Origin of the sequence: Paraburkholderia lycopersici (genome assembly GCF_900096975.1) — a bacterium.
GTDB lineage: Bacteria > Pseudomonadota > Gammaproteobacteria > Burkholderiales > Burkholderiaceae > Paraburkholderia > Paraburkholderia lycopersici.
The window spans coordinates 1-16,533 of sequence record NZ_FMYQ01000053.1 but is presented as its reverse complement, the minus strand read 5'-3'; the positions used below and the strand labels follow the sequence as shown (position 1 = coordinate 16,533).

Sequence of the window (16,533 nt, the reverse complement as noted above, 5' to 3'; positions counted from 1 at the left end):
TGCACTGCAAGACCTGCGACATCAAGGACCCGACGCAGAACATCGTCTGGGTCACGCCGGAAGGCGGCGGCGGACCGAATTATCCGAACATGTGAACGCCATCGGAGTCGTACCGCAGCGGCCACGCGCTTTGCGGCGTCGGTTACTCAGTATTCCCTGGCTTCGTTTCCAAGCCTCTTGCGGGAACTGCGTCACGGACCTCGCAGGCGCCGCGTACTGCACGCTGGCAATTTCCGCGGAAACTCCGCTCAGCCATACCGCTGCAAGGCGCCGCTGGACGCGGCGCACGAGGCGGCCCATGAATTTCGGGAGGAATCGGAGTTGGACGGACACCTAACCGCGACCACCCAATCCACTCTCCTGCAAGGCCTCGCGGCAGCCCTTGCCGGTCTTCAGGTCGCCGCCCACCACGCTCAGCCCAAAAACCCGGATGTTGAGCCGCTTATTAACATCGCCCAAGCGGCCCGCGAGCAACGGATACTCGTGCTCCAACCACGCCCTCGGCCCATTGGCGAATTTCTCGTGGTCAACGAAGTCCCAGGCACTGACGATCGATACGCGAGGACGTTCACCATCCGGGCGATCAACGAGCGAAATCTCGAGAAAGCGAATCAGCTCACACAGCATGACCTGCATCGGCAGTCCTGGGTCCTCTGGCATCCGAACCTTGGACATCATCCTCTTCAAGGTGACCCAGTCGAGCGGCCGAACATCCTGAGCGGAGCCGCCTCGCGCGAACAGCAATGCGCCGTGGACACGACTCAGTTCGTCCATCCAATCTGTCGATATCTCGAAGGGCTTGACTGCATTGAGCCATAGCTCGCCAGCGATATCGGGGATAACGATCAAGGTCTCCGGGCCGCTCTTCTCTTCCGCGACAACCACTTCGAAATCGCGGCGCGCGTCGGCATGCTCCGTTTGTGATTCAGCTAGCGCGCGCTGTTCCCGCGTCGGCCACCGTCGATTACACGTCCGTCAGTCAATCCGAAAAAAACCAGGTGTGACCGGACACGCCCTGCTTGCGGTGTTGCCTGATCGCCGTTTGCCACGCGATCAGCTCACCCTTATATTCGAGAATCCTTTCGCCAGGTGCGATCGCCTGTAGCGCGAATACGCCCCGTCCGTGCACGGACGAACGCCTGACCATCACACGTCGTTGCATGACCTGTTTTCTCCTCTTCTTTTTACTAGAGAATGAAAGGGATTTCCCCGTCCCGAGACTGCGGTGGAAGCCGCGAGTCGGCATCAATGTGCCAAGGTGAAGTTGCGAACGTTCATCGACTCCAGAGAGAGGGGAAGTCCCTTTCATTCTCCAAGCTCTGTTGCCAGCCTGCGGTCTTTGCGGGCTGGCAATGGGACAGCCATGGCGCCTCGACAACGTTTTTTACGGGTGCCGCCTTCGCCCTTATGGCGCTCTTCTCCTGCGCATTCGCTACGTAAGCTGATTCACATCGCGGCTGACGCATGCCTTGTATACCCTGCATTCCACCCCTCCCGTTTTTCTTGATCAGCATCAACTGACGAGTGCCTTCGACGCCTAATCTCGACTGTATGACGACGCACGTCGCGAGACTGAGAAGGAGACACTCATGGCAGTCAACAAACCCGTGCCTGCCCCTGCAGGGAGGATGCCGGCATTGTCATCGAGCGGCTTTCACATTGCATTTGTGCTTGCCTGGCTCTTCGCCCTGCTGTTCTATTTCATGCAGTACGCCGTGAGATCGGCGCCGAGCGTCATGCTGCCGGAATTACGCACAGCCTTCGGCCTGACAACGCTTGGAGTCAGCTCGCTACTTGGCCTGTACTACTACACATATTCTACGTTCGCGATTGTTGCCGGCGCGTCACTCGATAGATGGGGCGCGAAGTACACGATGCCAGCCGGCGTATTCTGCCTCGCCGCCGGCATCACGATGTTCGGGCTCGGGAGTTCGTCGGCCGCCAGCGCTGGACGTTTGCTGCAGGGAGCCGGCGCAGCATTTGCGTTCGTCGGCGCGGTGTACCTAGCTTCGCATGGCTTTCCCAAAAAATACCTGGCAACGGCGATCGGCTTTACCCAGTGCCTTGGCATGCTCGGCGGCTCCGCCGGGCAATTCGCCGTCGGCCCACTCGTTCATGGGCCTATCACGTGGCAACAGTTCTGGCTCTTCGCCGGGCTGGTGACGGTCGCGATCGCCGTAGCGCTCCTGCTGGTGACCCCGCATCAGGATCCGTCCGAGCATTCGAAGACCAGCGTCTGGCGCATGTTCTCACCCTACAAGACGGTGCTGGCCAATCCGCAGTCATACCTCTGCGGGCTGTGCGCAGGCCTGCTGTTCCTGCCGACCACCGTCGGCGACATGATCTGGGGTGTGTCGTTTCTCCGCGAGGGCTGGCACGTCGCCTATGCCGAGGCCGTGAATCGCGCATCGATGGTGCCGCTCGGCTGGGTGATCGGCTGCCCTGCGCTTGGCTATCTCGCGGACCGCATGGGCCGCCGCAAGCCGGTCATGTTCGCCGGCATGGTGATCATGCTGCTCGCGCTCCTTGCCATCCTGTATCTGCCGCCGAACAGCGTGCCCCACTTCGTGCTGGGTCTGGCACTCGGCATCGGATCCGGTGCAGCGATGATTCCGTACACCGTCATCAAGGAAGTCAATCCGGACGAAGTCAAGGGCAGCGCCACGGGAGCCATCAACTTCCTCGTATTCGTGATGAGCGCGTTTGCGGCGCCCGCCTTCGGCTGGTGGCTGCAGCGGCTTGCGCACGGCGGCGAGCTCACGCTTTCAGTGTTCAAGACCGGTGGCAGCGTGGGTATCGCAGCCGTGGTTATCGCCGCCCTGCTCGCGCTCTTCATCAGGGAAACGGGCTCAGCGGTACTCGAAAGCAAGTAACCCTCATCGAAGCTGGCCCGAGGCCGCAAGGTCTGCGCCACCTCGACCGAAATCCAGCCTTTGCCCAGCGAGGTCAGATATGGAACGTGAAATCTTCCACCGTCTCCTGCGCGACATGATGCTGTCGCGCGTATTCGAGGAAAGCGCAGCCGAAGCGTATACGAAGGGAAACATCGTCGGATTCCTACACCTGTATCCGGGCGAGGAAGCCGTGGGAGCGGGTGTGATCAATGCAACCAGTCCCTCGGACTATATCGTGAGCGCCTATCGCGAACATGCGCACGCACTTGTGCGAGGCGTTCCGCCGCGTCAAGTCATGGCCGAACTGTTCGGCCGCGCAACCGGCATGTCCAGCGGAATGGGAGGCTCGATGCATATGTTCGATCGGGGGCTCCGGTTCATGGGTGGCTACGCCATTGTTGGTGAAACCTTTCCGGTTGCAGTCGGCATAGGCTACTCGATTGCGATGCGCAGGCTCCCCGAAGTTGCTGTGTGCTTTTGCGGCGATGGTGCCATGAACCAGGGCACGCTGCATGAATCGCTCAACATGGCTGGGCTATGGCGCCTGCCGGTGCTTTTTGTCTGTGAGAACAATCACTACGCGATCGGCACGGAGGTCCATCGCCACTCAGCGGTGCCGGAACAGTACAGGCGCGTGGCAGCCTATAACATTCCTGCCGAGAAGGTCGACGGCATGGACGTGCTCAAGGTCTATGAAGCGGCGCGACACGCCATGGATCGCATCCGCAATGGCGGCGGCCCGCAGTTCATCGAATGTGAAACCTACCGGTATAGAGGTCATTCGATGGCCGATCCGGGCAGCTATCGTCCGGCTGTCGAAGTCAAGGCTTGGCAGGCCATTGATCCACTCGCGATCGCCGCACGACACATGGAATTGCGATATCCGACGACTGCCGAGCTTGCGGAGATCGGAGCCGATAACGTTGGCCGGCTAACCCAACATCTTCTTACCGAGGGGCACATCGAGCAGGTCGAAATCGATGCGATGAGGGCGGAAATCCAGCAAAGAGTCGCGGACGCGGTTCAGTTCGCACAGGAGAGCGCACAGCCGACCATGGACGACGCATGGCGTCACCTGCATTGCAACCGTCGTCACGAAGTGCTCATCTAGGGGAAGCCAAATGGCGGAAGAGATGCTCTACTGGCAGGCGCTCAACCGGGCGCTCGATGCCGAAATGGAAAGCGACGAAGCCGTATTCGTGCTGGGGGAGGACGTGGGTCTGTACGGCGGCAGCTATCGTGTGACGGAAGGCCTTTACGCCAAATACGGCGAGTGGCGTGTGCGAGACACACCGATCTCCGAGAACAGCTTTACCGGTCTGGGCGTTGGCGCCGCATTGACCGGTATGCGGCCGGTCGTGGAGATCATGACCGTCAACTTCGCGCTGCTGGCGCTCGATGCGATTGTCAATATGGCCGCAAAAGTGCCCTTCATGTCGGGCGGCCAGTTTCCAATGCCGCTCGTGGTGCGGGTTCCGGGCGGTATCGCCCGGCAACTCGGCGCCCAGCATGCGCAGCGTTTCGAATCGATGTTCATGAATGTGCCGGGACTACGGCTCGCGATTCCGGCAACCCCGCAGGATGCATACTGGCAACTGCGCCAGGCGATCGCGAGTGACGAGCCAATTGTGCTCCTTGAGCATGAATTGCTGTATTTCAGCAAGGGAGCGGTCGACATGCTCGCCGATCCTCCGCCCATGCATCGGGCCATCGTGCGGCGCACCGGGCGCGATATCACGATCGTGAGCTATTCACGCATGGCGATGCTCGCACTGGATGCGGCGACAGATCTTGCAAAGGACGGCATCGAGGCAACCGTCATCGACCTGCGCAGTCTGCGGCCGATCGACTGGGACACCTGCGTGGAATCGGTTACCCGTACGCGCCGGCTATTGATTGTCGAAGAGGATTCCCGCTTCGGCGGCGCCGGTGCAGAGATCGCTGCTGAATTGGGAGAGCGCTGCTTCGCGTCGCTCGATTCACCGCCGTTCCGTCTGGGCGGGCTCGATTTGCCGACGCCATTCAACGGCGCACTCGAGGCAGCCAGCATTCCGCGGACAGCCGATATTGTCGAAGCGGCGCGTGCGCTTTGCCAGCCGCGGTAACGTATTGGGGAGTACTGCGATGAAACGGCCCATCACGATGCCAGCCCTCTCGGACACGATGAGCAACGGGACGCTCGTCAGGTGGCTGAAGCAGGCCGGCGATCCAGTCAAGTCCGGTGAGGTCATTGCGGAGGTGGAAACCGATAAGGCTATCATGGAGGTTGAAGCGTTTCACGATGGCATCCTCGCCGGACCTCTGGCGGACGCCAACCGTGAGTATCCTGTCGGGCAGGTCATCGGATATATCGACCATAAAGCTGTCCTGACGGCGAGCGAGCGGACACCAGAGGCGGCCGTGGCGCCGCCCGTCGTACTACCCCCACAGGCGCAGCCGATGCCGCCGCCAGCGTCGGCCGTCATGGCCGCTAAGGGCTCTCAAGCGGAATCGCCTCCACCGCCCGTTATCGAAGCGCAGCCCTCCTCGTCTGCTGTCTTTGCCGCTGCAGCCGCGGCGCGAATACAGCCGGCCCATGTTGCGCGCAGCGGCAGCGACGTTGCGCCGGGCAGTAGCGAGCGGGATCTCGAAGCGCGAGCCGCACCAATAGCGACTCCCGCCCCGCCCGCACAAACTCCGCCGCTCACGCCGACAGACCCGGCCAGGCATCTTCCGGGGCTCGACCTGGATGCCGGACCGCCGTACCGGATCGTACCTGCGCCAGGTCTCCGGGCAGCGGTAGCGCGCAACATGGCTGCCAGCACGGCGACCCCAACGTTTCATGTGACCGCTTCAATGCCATTCGGGCCGTTGATGCGCACGGCCGAAGAGCACAAGACGTCGTTGACATTACTCCTCGTGTGCGCGTGCGCGAAAACCATCGCCACGCATCCGGTATTCAACAGCACGTACACACCGGTGGGACTCGCGCAGCGCGAGCGAATCGATATCGGGATTGCCATTGATGGTCCCGACGGTCTCGTTGCGCCTGTGCTGCGCGACGTTGCGATGCGCACGCATGGCGAGCTCGCCAACGACTGGTCGGCGTTGCGCGACAAGGCGCTATCGCGTCGCCTCGCTTTGGCCGACTACCGTGGGGCGACGTTTTACATATCGGATCTAGGCACGTTTGCGATCGTTCACGCGTTCGACTCGATCGTTCCGCAGGGCGCCGCCGCGATTCTCTCAGTTGCTGCCGCGCGCGACGGCGAGGCGTTTGTCACACTCAGTTGCGATCATCGGGTCGTGTTCGGCGCCGACGCTGCACGCTTCCTCCAAACCCTGCAAGGATGGCTGGCCGATCCGCAAAAGCTGCTATAGACCTAACACAGGGTTGCGATGCCGCCGACGATTGCAAGATCAGGAAAAGGAGTGCTCTTCATGCGAACCCGTCCGTACCGCACACAAGATCTTGGCGGTCGCAACTTACGACATACCCGCAAATTCCTGCTTTCGCTACCGGGGCGGGCGGCGCCATTACCGGGATTACGACGCCCTCATTTCGCTGGGCGACCCGGGCGCGATTTGCCATACAGCGATTTATCATGCGCCGCCATCCGGTGGTGCATGATAAATCGCCGTTCGCATCGGGTCACCTCAATACCGTACGGTTGATGCGTGCTGTTGATCAGATCGGGCTCGTGAGGCGGATGAATCGCCAGAATTGGCTTTCGGTACAGATCATTCGGAATCCTTGTCGATGCCTGTCTCGTGCGCTATCGCTCGCGGCTTTCGTTGCGTAGAAGTCAGACTGGACACATGGAGAAGCGCGAAAACGGCTCAACCACGCTGCCGGGCATAACACGTCGCACCGCGATGCCCGTGCGTTTCCATGATCAGGTACTCGGGTTTGTACCGCAGACCGTATCACCAAAGGCATTTAGCAATATCCCCGGTCACGGTCACGTTCTTCATGAACGCGGCATCTGTAGCGATGTCGGCGCACTTCGAGCGCGTGCACCGCTTCGTCCAACGATGCATACCCGTGGCCACTGAAAGCTTGTTCAAGCCAAGCCATGTGATGCCATGTATCCGGAAACACCGGCGTCCAATCGAATACACAATCGCTACTCAAGTTCGCGCAGGTGAGCTTCGGCAATCCGGATCGCCTCATGCACCGACGCACTCAATCGACGGCGCACGTGTACCAGAGCGAGCGGCCCATGGCCGCCGACAACACGACCGACGCCAGGCGAATTAAATCTCGACGGTCTTGCTCTGGCACATCGCTGCATGCCCAAGATCGAGGTGGCGTTTGACATTGACGCGAGCGGCATCGTGAATGTCTCGGCTCGCGACAGCGCGACGGCCCGCGCGCAGTCGATCCAGATCAGCGATTCGACGCGCCTCGCGGAAGACGTCAAGAAGCGCATGATCAATGAGGCCGAGTAGTACGCGCAAGCGGACAGGAAGCACCGAAAGATGCCGCACCTCCATCCGGTAGTGGTGACAATCCTCTTCGCTGCGTTTAGTCGAGACCCGGAAGCTTCCAGATCAACGCGTCACTACCGGTGGCATGTAACCTTGGCAGCTACTTACGGGCATGCTCGCGATATGGTGACGCCGCCCGTGAACGACGGCCTCTCGGCATTCGCTCGGAATTGAGCGGCCAGCGCGGCCGCGCCCTTCGAACCTCAGGCCGCTTTGGCGAGACTGCAAAGTGATGGGCAATGTCCGGTCAGCTCGCATTCCCTGGCTCCCGAGATGACAGATGCGGGGTGTTGCTGAACGCACAGAGGCGTCCGTCAGCGATGTGAACCAGGCGCGTTCAGGCATTTGCCCATTAGCTTACCGGGCCGACTTAGTAAGGTTTGGCCGAGACAGCACGGCGGACGTTGATATCGTCGGCCTTTGCTGCACAGGGTCAAGGGGACCGAGCAACAGCCAGATACTTACGCTTGGCCTCGACCGATACGCACTGGTCCAGATACTTGCACGCCGGGCACCAGCAGCCTGCCAGCACGGCCATCGGCGACGTTGACCAGACATGGCCCCTCGCGCACTCCCATTCGAGCTTCGTCGTGACGTTCACGTAGGCGTCCGAGAGGCAGCGTCCGCCGCGTTCCCGAGCGATCTCGTGCATTTCCCCGATGGTGTGATTGGAGCGTTCCGCACGGGCGCAGACGGGGCACCACGAGCCGCCTTTGATATTGGCGGGGCTGGCGGCCCAAGCATGGCCGCGTTTGCAGCGCCAGCGCAACGGCTGCGCGCTCGTCCCGTAGGCATCGGACAGACATTCGCCACCGCGACCGGTGGCCAGCGCACGCATCTCCCCCAGCCTTTCGACGCGGCGTTCCTGTTTTGTGCAGGCAGCACACCAGATGCCGTTGCGCACCCGAGCGTGCGAGGTGATCCATTCATGACCTGCGGCACAGCGCCAGTGCAGTTTGCCTGTTGGGCCCGCGTATTCATTCGAGAGGCATTGGCCACCGTGCCGTGCCGCGAGCGCGCGCATGTCCTCGATGCTCCGTTTCCGGCTATCGACGGCGCAGACCGGGCACCACGCACCCGCCACACGGATGCTCGCAGGCGTGGCCTCCCACGTATGGCCGTGGTGGCATTCCCATCGCAGATTGGTACGACTGTTGACGTAGGAGGTCGCGAGACATTTGCCTCCCCGCTCGCGCGCTAGTGCATGCAACAGTGGCAACCAGGTGCGTTCACGCTCTTCTGTGAGACATGCCGAGCACCAGTTGCCCGCCTGCACGCTCACTGGCGACATTTGCCATTCGTGACCGTTGCGGCATCGCCAGCGCAGGCTCGTCCTGCTATTTTCGTATCGCTTCGAAATGCAGCAGCCACCGTGTTGTGCGGCAAGCTGCCGCATATCCTCAATCGAAAGTGGCGCAACCATTTAGGCGATGCTGGAAATCAGGCTGCACCCGCACGTACCTTTGTGCCCGTGGCGTGCAAGCGGACGGCCTTCGTCGTCCATCTCGTCATCGCCCTCGATGATGAGGTTCGGTTGAACCTGCGGGTGCAGCGGGCATTCGATCAAGTCGCCCTTGCGGGCAAGCGGGATGCCGTCATAGTCTGCCGTTTCGGATGCGGTGATGACCTTGCCGCCGTGCGTCGTGGTGTCGCCAAGCCGGATGAAATCCATGATTGTCCCCTGCGTCTGAATTTAGAGGTCAATAAATCGCGGTAGCAGGTCCTGGTCCGCCAGGCGAATTTCGATGGCGTTAGCGACATCGACATGTTCCGGATTGCTCACGTCGAACGCGCCTTCTGTCTCACTGACGATAATCGTCCCTAGCCGCCTGCCGTCCAACATGCTCTCGACCGGAATGAGTGCGCGTGCCTCCGGCACCTGAGTCGTTGTGAGAACGCGCGGCAAGTAGAGCATCCAGCTCACACCCAAACGATCTGGAAAGACTTTTTTTGAGACATACTTACGAGGGCCATACGAGACATAAAAAGAACCATATATGTCGGCAACCTTAGAAATAACCTCCGCGACGGACTGGTAGTCTCCTAAACGAGAATATCCCTTTCTCGACTCTTTAACATTGAAATCAATCATGCGAGGAAGAATATTTCCACCATCAATTGATATTGTTAGTGATGCGCCATCCTTCTGGTCAACTGCGCCATTCCAAAGACTAATGATTTTATTGTCATCCGAATTTTTCCCTTGACATTTTTTATCAAGTTCTTCGATGGCGGTCTTTAATGGATGATGGTCTTTCCCGTAGACGGGAAATCGGAGCGCGTCATTTAGATTTTCGCCTGTTAGATACCACTCACCCAAGAAGCGATCTTTCCCCACTAAGACCTTGAAAAACTGTTGCAGGCGATTGAGGTGATAAGAAAAATCCGCACTGGGAAGGTCAACGCGATCACGATGTTGAGAAAATAGATTCATCGCTTCAAGGCTCACAAACAGATGGTACTGCGTTGGCAATAAGCACGGGCATCATATATTCCCGTGTTCGAGGAGTTTGAAAATACCACATCAGCTTTGCAGGTGGATTTGAGTGCACCCTCATTGCTTGATCCGCGATTTGTCCTGCCATTCCCGGAAAACCTGAGAAATAAGGTACCGGCTCATCATCCTCATCAAGAAACTGATCATAGTTTCCCTTGGTTTCCTGCAACAAGCATTCACCCTCCTGGAATCCATCAAAGTCGCGGCCAAGCCAATTCCATTCCTCGCTCCACCTACAAGCCACCTCATCGAATGGACGTCCCGTAATACGATTCTGATACTTATAGGCGTTCCAGTTGACACCGTGCTTCCGCTCGACTGGCTCGCCCTTGTCGGGCGGACATTTACAGTTTCGCGATCGTGTCCGGGTCGCTGCCTGAGTCTGGGTTCCGGCCTTGTCTTTGTCCTGCGCCTTATCACCCGGCAGCGACAAGACCGCAGCTGTTGCCGCGCCGCCTACCACAGCCGTTGCAGCACCGGAAGAGGTAAACGCTGCCCATGCGGCTGCTATCGCCTCTCCAGCCCCTTCGAGCAGGGGAATCGCCAAAAACGCCATTTATCTATTCTCCTTTTTTGTCGCGCAGCTTGACGCGCGATACGTCCATTACCATGTCGAATCGCTGTTCAGGCGGCACGCCTTTCTTGCCAAGCCATGCCGCGATACCGGGCTTCTGGTAGAAACTTGGCTCTATCGACTCCAGATACAAAAACTGGACGACATGCCGGTCATCGGTAAAGCCGATGCGTTTCGTTTCCGTATAAGCCGCATTCAGCCGATCCAACAGTTGGGGATCGTTTGCCAGCTCAGGGCGGTCTTTCACAATGTCATTCCGAATGACGGACACAAATGTCCGCTCATCGGCGGCTTGCAGTGCAGCCCATTCCTTTTCTGTCAGTTCAAGCATGGTTGCCGATATAGATCCGGTTTCCTTGGTGAATGAAATGCCACTCCACCACGCCACCGAAATGCGCGCGCCATTTTTCACGTCCCACCGAGTGATAGAGCGACACGAGCGCGCGCGGGTCCCAGAATCGCACCATAAGTTCCCGGCCATTCGGCAGGCGCATATCGATCATCTGACGTAGGGCCTGCGCCTGTTTCTCAATTTCTAGAGCCGAAATCAGCCACACGACACCGGGCAGCGCTGGCTCCATCTCGGCAGCAATGCGAACGATGCCCTTCGCGTGGGCTGGATCAATCAGCCACGGCCCCGCTGGGGCCAGTCGCTCGTCCCGCGTGCCCGCGAATAGCGCAATGACGCTGCCTGCTTGTGGCTGGATAGCAGTGCTGGTGTGCTTGTGGAACTGGATGCCATCGACAAGCACGTAGACACGCAAGTCCTCGCGTAGCGGAAAATGCTCTCGCAGATGCGACTGGATATCGTCGGGAATCATGCGCGCTCCAGTGAAGCCGCGCCATTTTTGACAGCATGCAGCAGACATTCAAGGCAGATACCCGAATCCGCGCCAGCGACGATAGTCGAGGCGATGGACACCGAAGCCGGACCCAGCTTGCTCCATGTCGCGCCTTTCTCAAGGATCGTCCCCGGCGAGCCGTTAATGATGCCGCTGCCGTTGATCTGGATATACGAACCGCCAGCACCAAGCCACACTTCCTTCGAAGCTGTGAGGATGATCTTCCCGTCCGTGCTGCTGATGGTCAGGTCTTTCAGCGCCGCCAGCGCCATTTCGTCGCCCTGCGCCTGAATCTCGACCTTGCCCTTCGCCGCGAACAACCTCATGCCCTTGGCAGCAACGAACGAGAGGGCACCGCGCACCGACGCGAGCCACGAGCGGCCCGACACGACGCTCACGTCGCGGCCTGCCGTCACCGCGTGATCGTTCTGGCTCGCCAGATGCATGCTGTCGGTGGCCGTTGCTGCGATGCCCGCCGCGCTCGCGAACACAAGGTCGGGCCGCGTCATTTCCGGTGACGGGTTCGCGCCGCTTTTCGCGCCGCCCCTGATGGCGTCGTTCTGCGCCTTCATGCCTGCAGTCGCGTCGCCCTGGCTCACCTGCGCGTCCTGCGCCTTGTGCCGCTGCGCGAACTGCGCCATCTCCTCGTGCAGTTCACGCGCCGAGGTCAGACGCTGCACCGTCTCGCCCATGTCCTTTACGGGTGCGCCTGCGCCTGAACGCGTCTCGGTCGTAACCAGCATGCCCCGGTTGGCACGCGCCACGCCATGCGCCTCGGTCGCCAGTTCGAACCCTTCACCGCGCGCCTCGCTGCGCCCCTTGCGGCGGTCAATACGCGTGTTGCTACCCAGCACCAGGCGCGACTGCGCGTGGTCGCTCGCCACCTGCACCTGGAGCCTGCCCGGCGTGTCGTCGGTGACAACGCTATTGGTGGTCGGCCCCTCCAGGTCCTCGCTCATCCAGCCCGAAAGCGCCTGGTTGGCGGGCAGGGGCCACGGCGGTTCGTGGAACTGGTTCGTGTGCCGCCCCGCAATATAGGGCTTGTCCGGGTCGTTGTCGTGATAGCCGATATGGACCTCGTGACCCACGCGCGGAATATAGATCGCGCCGTAGTTCGCGCCTTGCCACGGCGAGGACGCCCGCACCCAGCAGCTTGAATCCTGGTCCTGCTGGCCCTCGCGGTCCCACGGGAACCAGACCTTTGCGCGGCCATACTTGTCGGTCCAGATTTTCGAATCGGAGTAGCCCGTCACAATCGCCACCTCGCCATGCGAACGCGGCTTCTTTGCCTTCTGCGGCGTGCGGAAATACGTGTTGGCGGGCTGCACGGTGAACTGCGTGTCGCAGGTGTATTGGCGTTGCAGCGCGCCCCGGTTCGTCACTGTATCGTTGTTGACGATCTCGATCTTCGTGGCGACGACGAGGTATTCTCCGTTGCCCGGTGCGAGCGGATAGCCTTCGAGGTGGAACGTGTGGCCCACCATCAGCCCGCGCATGTTGCCGCGACCTTTGCCGCGCAGGCTCTTCGCGCGTTTGGCCTCCAGGCGCACCCGCGCCATATGCTCACCCTCGAAATCGACCTCGTTGGGCTCCGCAGCGGTGCCCATCGCGCCCGCCAGCGGCTGCGAATAATCGCCCCAGGCGTAATGCTCGATGTTGTCGTTGGCGCGCTCGCGGTAGTCCGAATCCTTTCTGGCGAGGTTAGCCCGCGACTGCGTATAGTCATAGTCGGTGACGCTGACCTTGCCGGTGGTCAGGGCGCGCGCGATCTCGAACTGGTGGACGTGTTCCTCATCGATACGCTGGCCGTTACGGTCCTGATAGCGCAGCGTTGCATACGCGGGGCCGTGCTTCTTGTACGCCGCCGTCGAATCGCACAGCACGAGCGTGGGGCCCTGGAAGAAAAACGCTATTCCCCATTCCTGCCACAAGCGGTTCAGATAGCCCCAGTCCGATTCCCAGAACATGCGCTGGTAGTCGCGCTTCGGATACCGCCGCCCGAAGCCGGGACCGGCCAGACGCAGTTCATAGTGAAACGGATACTTCTTCAGGATCGTTTCGGAAATCTCCACGACGCTCTGGTCCTGGAAGATTCTGGAGTCCTGGTTGAGCGTTGCGAGCCAGAGCCAGGGGCGAATCCGCAGCCGGTAGAACGCGCGCCGCGTGTCCGAGCCCACGCACTACGCCGAGACGATCAGGCCGGTGATCTCGCGCACGCCCGCGCCAACATTCACCGACGGCGCCACGCCGGCTTTCCCGGTCTCGCAGGTGCCGCTGCCCTCGATGGCGATCTTTACCGTCACCTGCCGGCCCACCAGTTCGTCGACCTTGACCCTGTCCCGGGCCTCATGCACGGTCAGGCCGATGTCCTCCTTCGTGGCAAGCTCGACGGTGTAGTCATAAAGCCGTCCGAGCTTTTCAGTGCCGGTCAGGCGCGACACGGTGAAGAGACACTCGTCGCGCCACTTCGGCAGGGCCGCACTGGTGATTTCCAGCGTGCGGGGTTGGTCAAGCCATGACATGCGTTGCTCCGTGGTGATTCAGGAAAGGAAACCAGAAGACTTCGCGCAGACGTGGACGTGGCGGCGACCGGGCAACAGGACCGCGTCGCCCCTAGCGTGCGGGCGGTGCCCGTCCTGCCGAACGGCTTACCACGTTGCGCGCACAACCGTTGACCATTCACTTCTACCCTTGACGAGGGCCGGATGCAATTTTTGAGATCAATATTTGACGAGAATTACTCATAGGTCAGTAAATTAGGGAACAAAATAGGTAAATGCTGATCTATCGTTTCGTGTCACTCAATGGAGCCACGGACTATGAAACGAGACGGGAGAAGTCTGGCGCACAACATACTCGAAGAGATGCGCATGCTCGCACTTGCGCGGATGAATGATGGAGAACATCCCGATGCGGTCTCGGCGTCGTTTGGGATGCATCGTTCGTGGGCATACAAGCTGCGTGCGAAGGCCCGGGGGCGAGGACGAGGTGTGCGTGCATTACGCTCGACCGGGGCGACAGGCCGCCCGCGCAAGCTCACTGCCGCCCAGGAGCAGAAGGTGCTTCGCTGGATCAATGGCAAGAACCCGATGCAGTATGGCTTTGACTTCGGGCTTTGGACGCGTAATCTGGTACGCGAACTGGTGCAGCGTGAATTCGGTATCACGCTGAGCCTGGCCTCGATCGGCACGATGCTGTCGCGTCTGGACCTGACGCCGCAAAAGCCGCTGCAGCGTGCTTACCAGCGCGATCCAGAAGCAATCGAGCGCTGGCAACGTGACACGTATCCATCCATCGCCAGACGGGCTCGTGAACAGAAGGCGGACATCTTCTTCTGGGACGAATCGGGCTTTCGGGCCGACTCGGTAGATGGCAAGACCTGGGCGCCACGCGGCGAAACCCCCGTCGTAGAGCGACCCGGTCAACGACAGAGTATGAGCGCGGCGTCCGCCGTCAACTCGAAGGGTGCCTTCTGGTTTGCGACGTACGAAGGAGGACTTAACGGTGAACTGTTCGTCGCGCTGCTCAAGAAATTGATGTTCAATCGGAAGAGGCCGGTTCATCTGATTGTCGACGGACTGCCTGCACACAAAAAGGCTGTCGTAAAGGACTACGTTGCCGGGACCAATGGCAAGCTGACCCTGCACTTTCTGCCCGGATATGCACCGGACCTCAACCCGGATGAATTGGTGTGGAGCCACGTGAAGCGCACTGGCATCGCGAGAAGTCCCTTGCGTAAAGGCGAAAAGCTCGGCCCGAAGGTTCACGAGCAACTTGCACAGGTACAGCAAAACCCAGAGCTCGTGCGTTCGTTCTTCAAGCATCCGTCTGTCGCCTATATTTCTGACTTGTGAGTAAGGCAATCTCGACCTTGTGACGAGTACCCCAAAAGCACCACTGCCACAACAGCGCCCCGTCAAGCAGAGATGGGGTACGCTTCCCGGCACTGCCGCTACACGGGCGTTCAAAAAAGGTTCTGGCGCGGCCTCGAAGTCGCAGAACATGCCGTTACGGCTGCAGACGCAGGCAGCGAGCGTGTGACGAACGTGTCACTGATTGAAGACCACGTACGGCTCGCCTAAAAACATCAGCGCGCCAGGCGCGCTGAGTAGCCTTTCATCGTACCTGCGCCTGCCGGACATCAGGTTGCCGGATAGCCGTACCTGGCGCGTGCTCTGGCTACACCGGGGCTTTTGTGAAATGCGTTCCCGCCAGCGACAGATCGAACATCAGACCTTGTTTCGTTTCGACGAAACCCACGATGGCGTGTCGCCCCGTATTCGTATCGAACCGTCCACCCTTGCCATGCTTCAGTATGGCGACAGAGCCATCGACGCCGACCGTCCAGCCCTTGCTGTTACGAAAGCGGTCCAGCGCGTTCTGCGTAAGGAACACGAGAATCTCGCTCTTGGACTCGAAACCGAACTGCGCTCCGATGGAAGCCGTTCTGGCGTTGTAATAGGTGTCCGGCATGCCAGGCACGCGCAGGACGCCGTGCCCGTATTCAGTACCGAGTATCGCTCCTCCGGCACGCACGTCCGGAATAATCAGGACACCTTTGGCGCCGGCAATCAGTTCACGCGTTTCAGGTGCCCTTGCGTAAAGACTATCCAATGCGGTGTTCGCATCGGCATCGGTTTGCTTAAGCAACGACGCCGTAGTTTCTGGTGCGGTGTCCTGTTGAGCGAAAGCTGTGGGCGTAATTGTCGTCGCGGCGGCCAAGGCGAGAGCGGACAGTAATCGTTTGTTGAACATAGTAAATTCCTCATTCGGAAGAAAGAAATTTAGAAAATTGACGTGGCCCCAACGCACCAAATCGACGTGGGCTGCCTCTATCGAGCGACCTCGTTTCGAGTATGTGAGGCACGACGTTCATAGTTCTTGATACATGTCAATCGTGGCGAACAGATGATCCGGCACTGCAGCGCATGGCGACTGCGATACTCCGACCAGCCCGCAAGCCCGGTTGATACCCATCGCGCGCCCGGTCATCAATGTCCTGACCCGCCTCGCGTTTGGCTTGCTACCCTCGCGGCATGAGGTCCTTGCGCACAGAGTTGTCGAGCATCGATTCAGCGAGCAAGCGCTTGAGCTTGCTGTTCTCCTGTTCCAACTCTTTCAGACGCTGTGCATCCGAAACTGTCATAGCGTCAAACTTCGGCTTCCAGTTAATGGTATGGACTGCTCCGGCAGGCGTATCGTGACTGCTGGCGTTGCCGTTCATAGGAGTATCGTCATGGACACCATTCGATTTCT

Annotated in this window: 15 protein-coding genes and 3 pseudogenes; 7 read left to right on the top strand and 11 right to left on the bottom strand. The window is 60.0% G+C overall.

The genetic code is table 11. The features are described from left to right. The coding region (locus tag BLU17_RS31515; RefSeq protein ID WP_133246935.1) for a 4Fe-4S dicluster domain-containing protein at nucleotides 1-95 on the top strand (95 nt) is incomplete at its 5' end. Between the two features lie 238 nt (nucleotides 96-333). Here the strand turns inward: BLU17_RS31515 and BLU17_RS31505 are convergent. Both BLU17_RS31505 and BLU17_RS31500 read right to left on the bottom strand, forming a co-directional pair. Next, nucleotides 334-912 (bottom strand): annotated as a pseudogene (locus tag BLU17_RS31505) (TRAFAC clade GTPase domain-containing protein); the annotation flags it as partial. Between the two features lie 20 nt (nucleotides 913-932). Continuing rightward, nucleotides 933-1,162, bottom strand: a pseudogene (locus BLU17_RS31500) (SET domain-containing protein); the annotation flags it as partial. Between the two features lie 427 nt (nucleotides 1,163-1,589). Between BLU17_RS31500 and BLU17_RS31495 the strand changes: the two are divergent. The 5 genes from BLU17_RS31495 (at nucleotide 1,590) to BLU17_RS34360 (ending at nucleotide 7,325) form a co-directional block, all read left to right on the top strand. Further along, nucleotides 1,590-2,873: an MFS transporter gene (locus tag BLU17_RS31495; RefSeq protein WP_218137064.1), complete on the top strand. Its 1,284-nt coding sequence runs from the start codon at nucleotides 1,590-1,592 to the stop codon at nucleotides 2,871-2,873. Nucleotides 2,874-2,952: 79 nt separating this feature from the next. Then, nucleotides 2,953-4,005: a thiamine pyrophosphate-dependent dehydrogenase E1 component subunit alpha gene (locus BLU17_RS31490; RefSeq protein WP_092006487.1), complete on the top strand. Its 1,053-nt coding sequence runs from the start codon at nucleotides 2,953-2,955 to the stop codon at nucleotides 4,003-4,005. A 10-nt stretch (nucleotides 4,006-4,015) separates the two neighbouring features. Then, entirely contained in the window at nucleotides 4,016-4,999 is a 984-nt protein-coding gene (locus BLU17_RS31485) for an alpha-ketoacid dehydrogenase subunit beta (RefSeq protein ID WP_218137063.1), read from the top strand. Nucleotides 5,000-5,018: 19 nt separating this feature from the next. After that, nucleotides 5,019-6,254 (top strand): 2-oxo acid dehydrogenase subunit E2, encoded by a 1,236-nt coding sequence (locus tag BLU17_RS31480; RefSeq protein ID WP_092006484.1) that lies wholly within the window; start codon nucleotides 5,019-5,021, stop codon nucleotides 6,252-6,254. 777 nt (nucleotides 6,255-7,031) lie between these two features. Then, nucleotides 7,032-7,325 carry an Hsp70 family protein gene (locus tag BLU17_RS34360; protein WP_342713893.1) on the top strand — a complete coding sequence of 98 codons (294 nt, stop codon included), beginning with the start codon at nucleotides 7,032-7,034 and terminating at the stop codon, nucleotides 7,323-7,325. A 472-nt stretch (nucleotides 7,326-7,797) separates the two neighbouring features. On the opposite strand, the gene BLU17_RS31475 is transcribed toward BLU17_RS34360, so the two are convergent. The 7 genes and pseudogenes from BLU17_RS31475 to BLU17_RS31445 form a co-directional block, all read right to left on the bottom strand. Next, entirely contained in the window at nucleotides 7,798-8,655 is an 858-nt protein-coding gene (locus BLU17_RS31475; RefSeq protein ID WP_245747114.1) for a hypothetical protein, read from the bottom strand. Nucleotides 8,656-8,787: 132 nt separating this feature from the next. Then, nucleotides 8,788-9,039, bottom strand: coding sequence for a PAAR domain-containing protein (locus tag BLU17_RS31470; RefSeq protein WP_092006478.1), 252 nt, complete (start codon nucleotides 9,037-9,039; stop codon nucleotides 8,788-8,790). An 18-nt stretch (nucleotides 9,040-9,057) separates the two neighbouring features. Continuing rightward, nucleotides 9,058-9,813, bottom strand: a complete 756-nt coding sequence (locus BLU17_RS31465) for an immunity 52 family protein (RefSeq protein ID WP_245747113.1) — start codon at nucleotides 9,811-9,813, stop codon at nucleotides 9,058-9,060. Next, nucleotides 9,803-10,417 (bottom strand): restriction endonuclease fold toxin 5 domain-containing protein, encoded by a 615-nt coding sequence (locus BLU17_RS31460; protein WP_092006473.1) that lies wholly within the window; start codon nucleotides 10,415-10,417, stop codon nucleotides 9,803-9,805. The genes BLU17_RS31465 and BLU17_RS31460 overlap by 11 nt, the downstream gene beginning before the upstream one ends. A 4-nt stretch (nucleotides 10,418-10,421) precedes the next feature. Next, entirely contained in the window at nucleotides 10,422-10,766 is a 345-nt protein-coding gene (locus tag BLU17_RS31455; RefSeq protein WP_092006470.1) for a hypothetical protein, read from the bottom strand. Then, the gene (locus BLU17_RS31450; RefSeq protein WP_176929265.1) at nucleotides 10,759-11,256 is read right to left on the bottom strand and encodes a DUF4123 domain-containing protein; all 498 of its coding nucleotides are present in this window, start codon (nucleotides 11,254-11,256) and stop codon (nucleotides 10,759-10,761) included. The genes BLU17_RS31455 and BLU17_RS31450 overlap by 8 nt, the downstream gene beginning before the upstream one ends. Beyond that, nucleotides 11,253-13,799, bottom strand: a pseudogene (locus tag BLU17_RS31445) (type VI secretion system Vgr family protein). The gene BLU17_RS31450 and the pseudogene BLU17_RS31445 overlap by 4 nt, the downstream one beginning before the upstream one ends. A gap of 297 nt (nucleotides 13,800-14,096) precedes the next feature. On the opposite strand from BLU17_RS31445, the gene BLU17_RS31440 reads away from it, so the two are divergent. Continuing rightward, complete coding sequence (locus tag BLU17_RS31440) at nucleotides 14,097-15,131, top strand: IS630 family transposase (RefSeq protein WP_176929264.1); 1,035 nt, start codon at nucleotides 14,097-14,099, stop codon at nucleotides 15,129-15,131. Between the two features lie 325 nt (nucleotides 15,132-15,456). Here the strand turns inward: BLU17_RS31440 and BLU17_RS31435 are convergent, their stop codons facing one another. Both BLU17_RS31435 and BLU17_RS34720 read right to left on the bottom strand, forming a co-directional pair. Further along, on the bottom strand, nucleotides 15,457-16,032 hold the full coding sequence (locus tag BLU17_RS31435) for a lipid-binding SYLF domain-containing protein (protein ID WP_092006461.1): 576 nt from the start codon (nucleotides 16,030-16,032) through the stop codon (nucleotides 15,457-15,459). Between the two features lie 268 nt (nucleotides 16,033-16,300). Continuing rightward, nucleotides 16,301-16,533 (bottom strand): transposase (locus BLU17_RS34720; protein ID WP_425434165.1); only part of this gene is annotated, 233 nt, incomplete at its 5' end.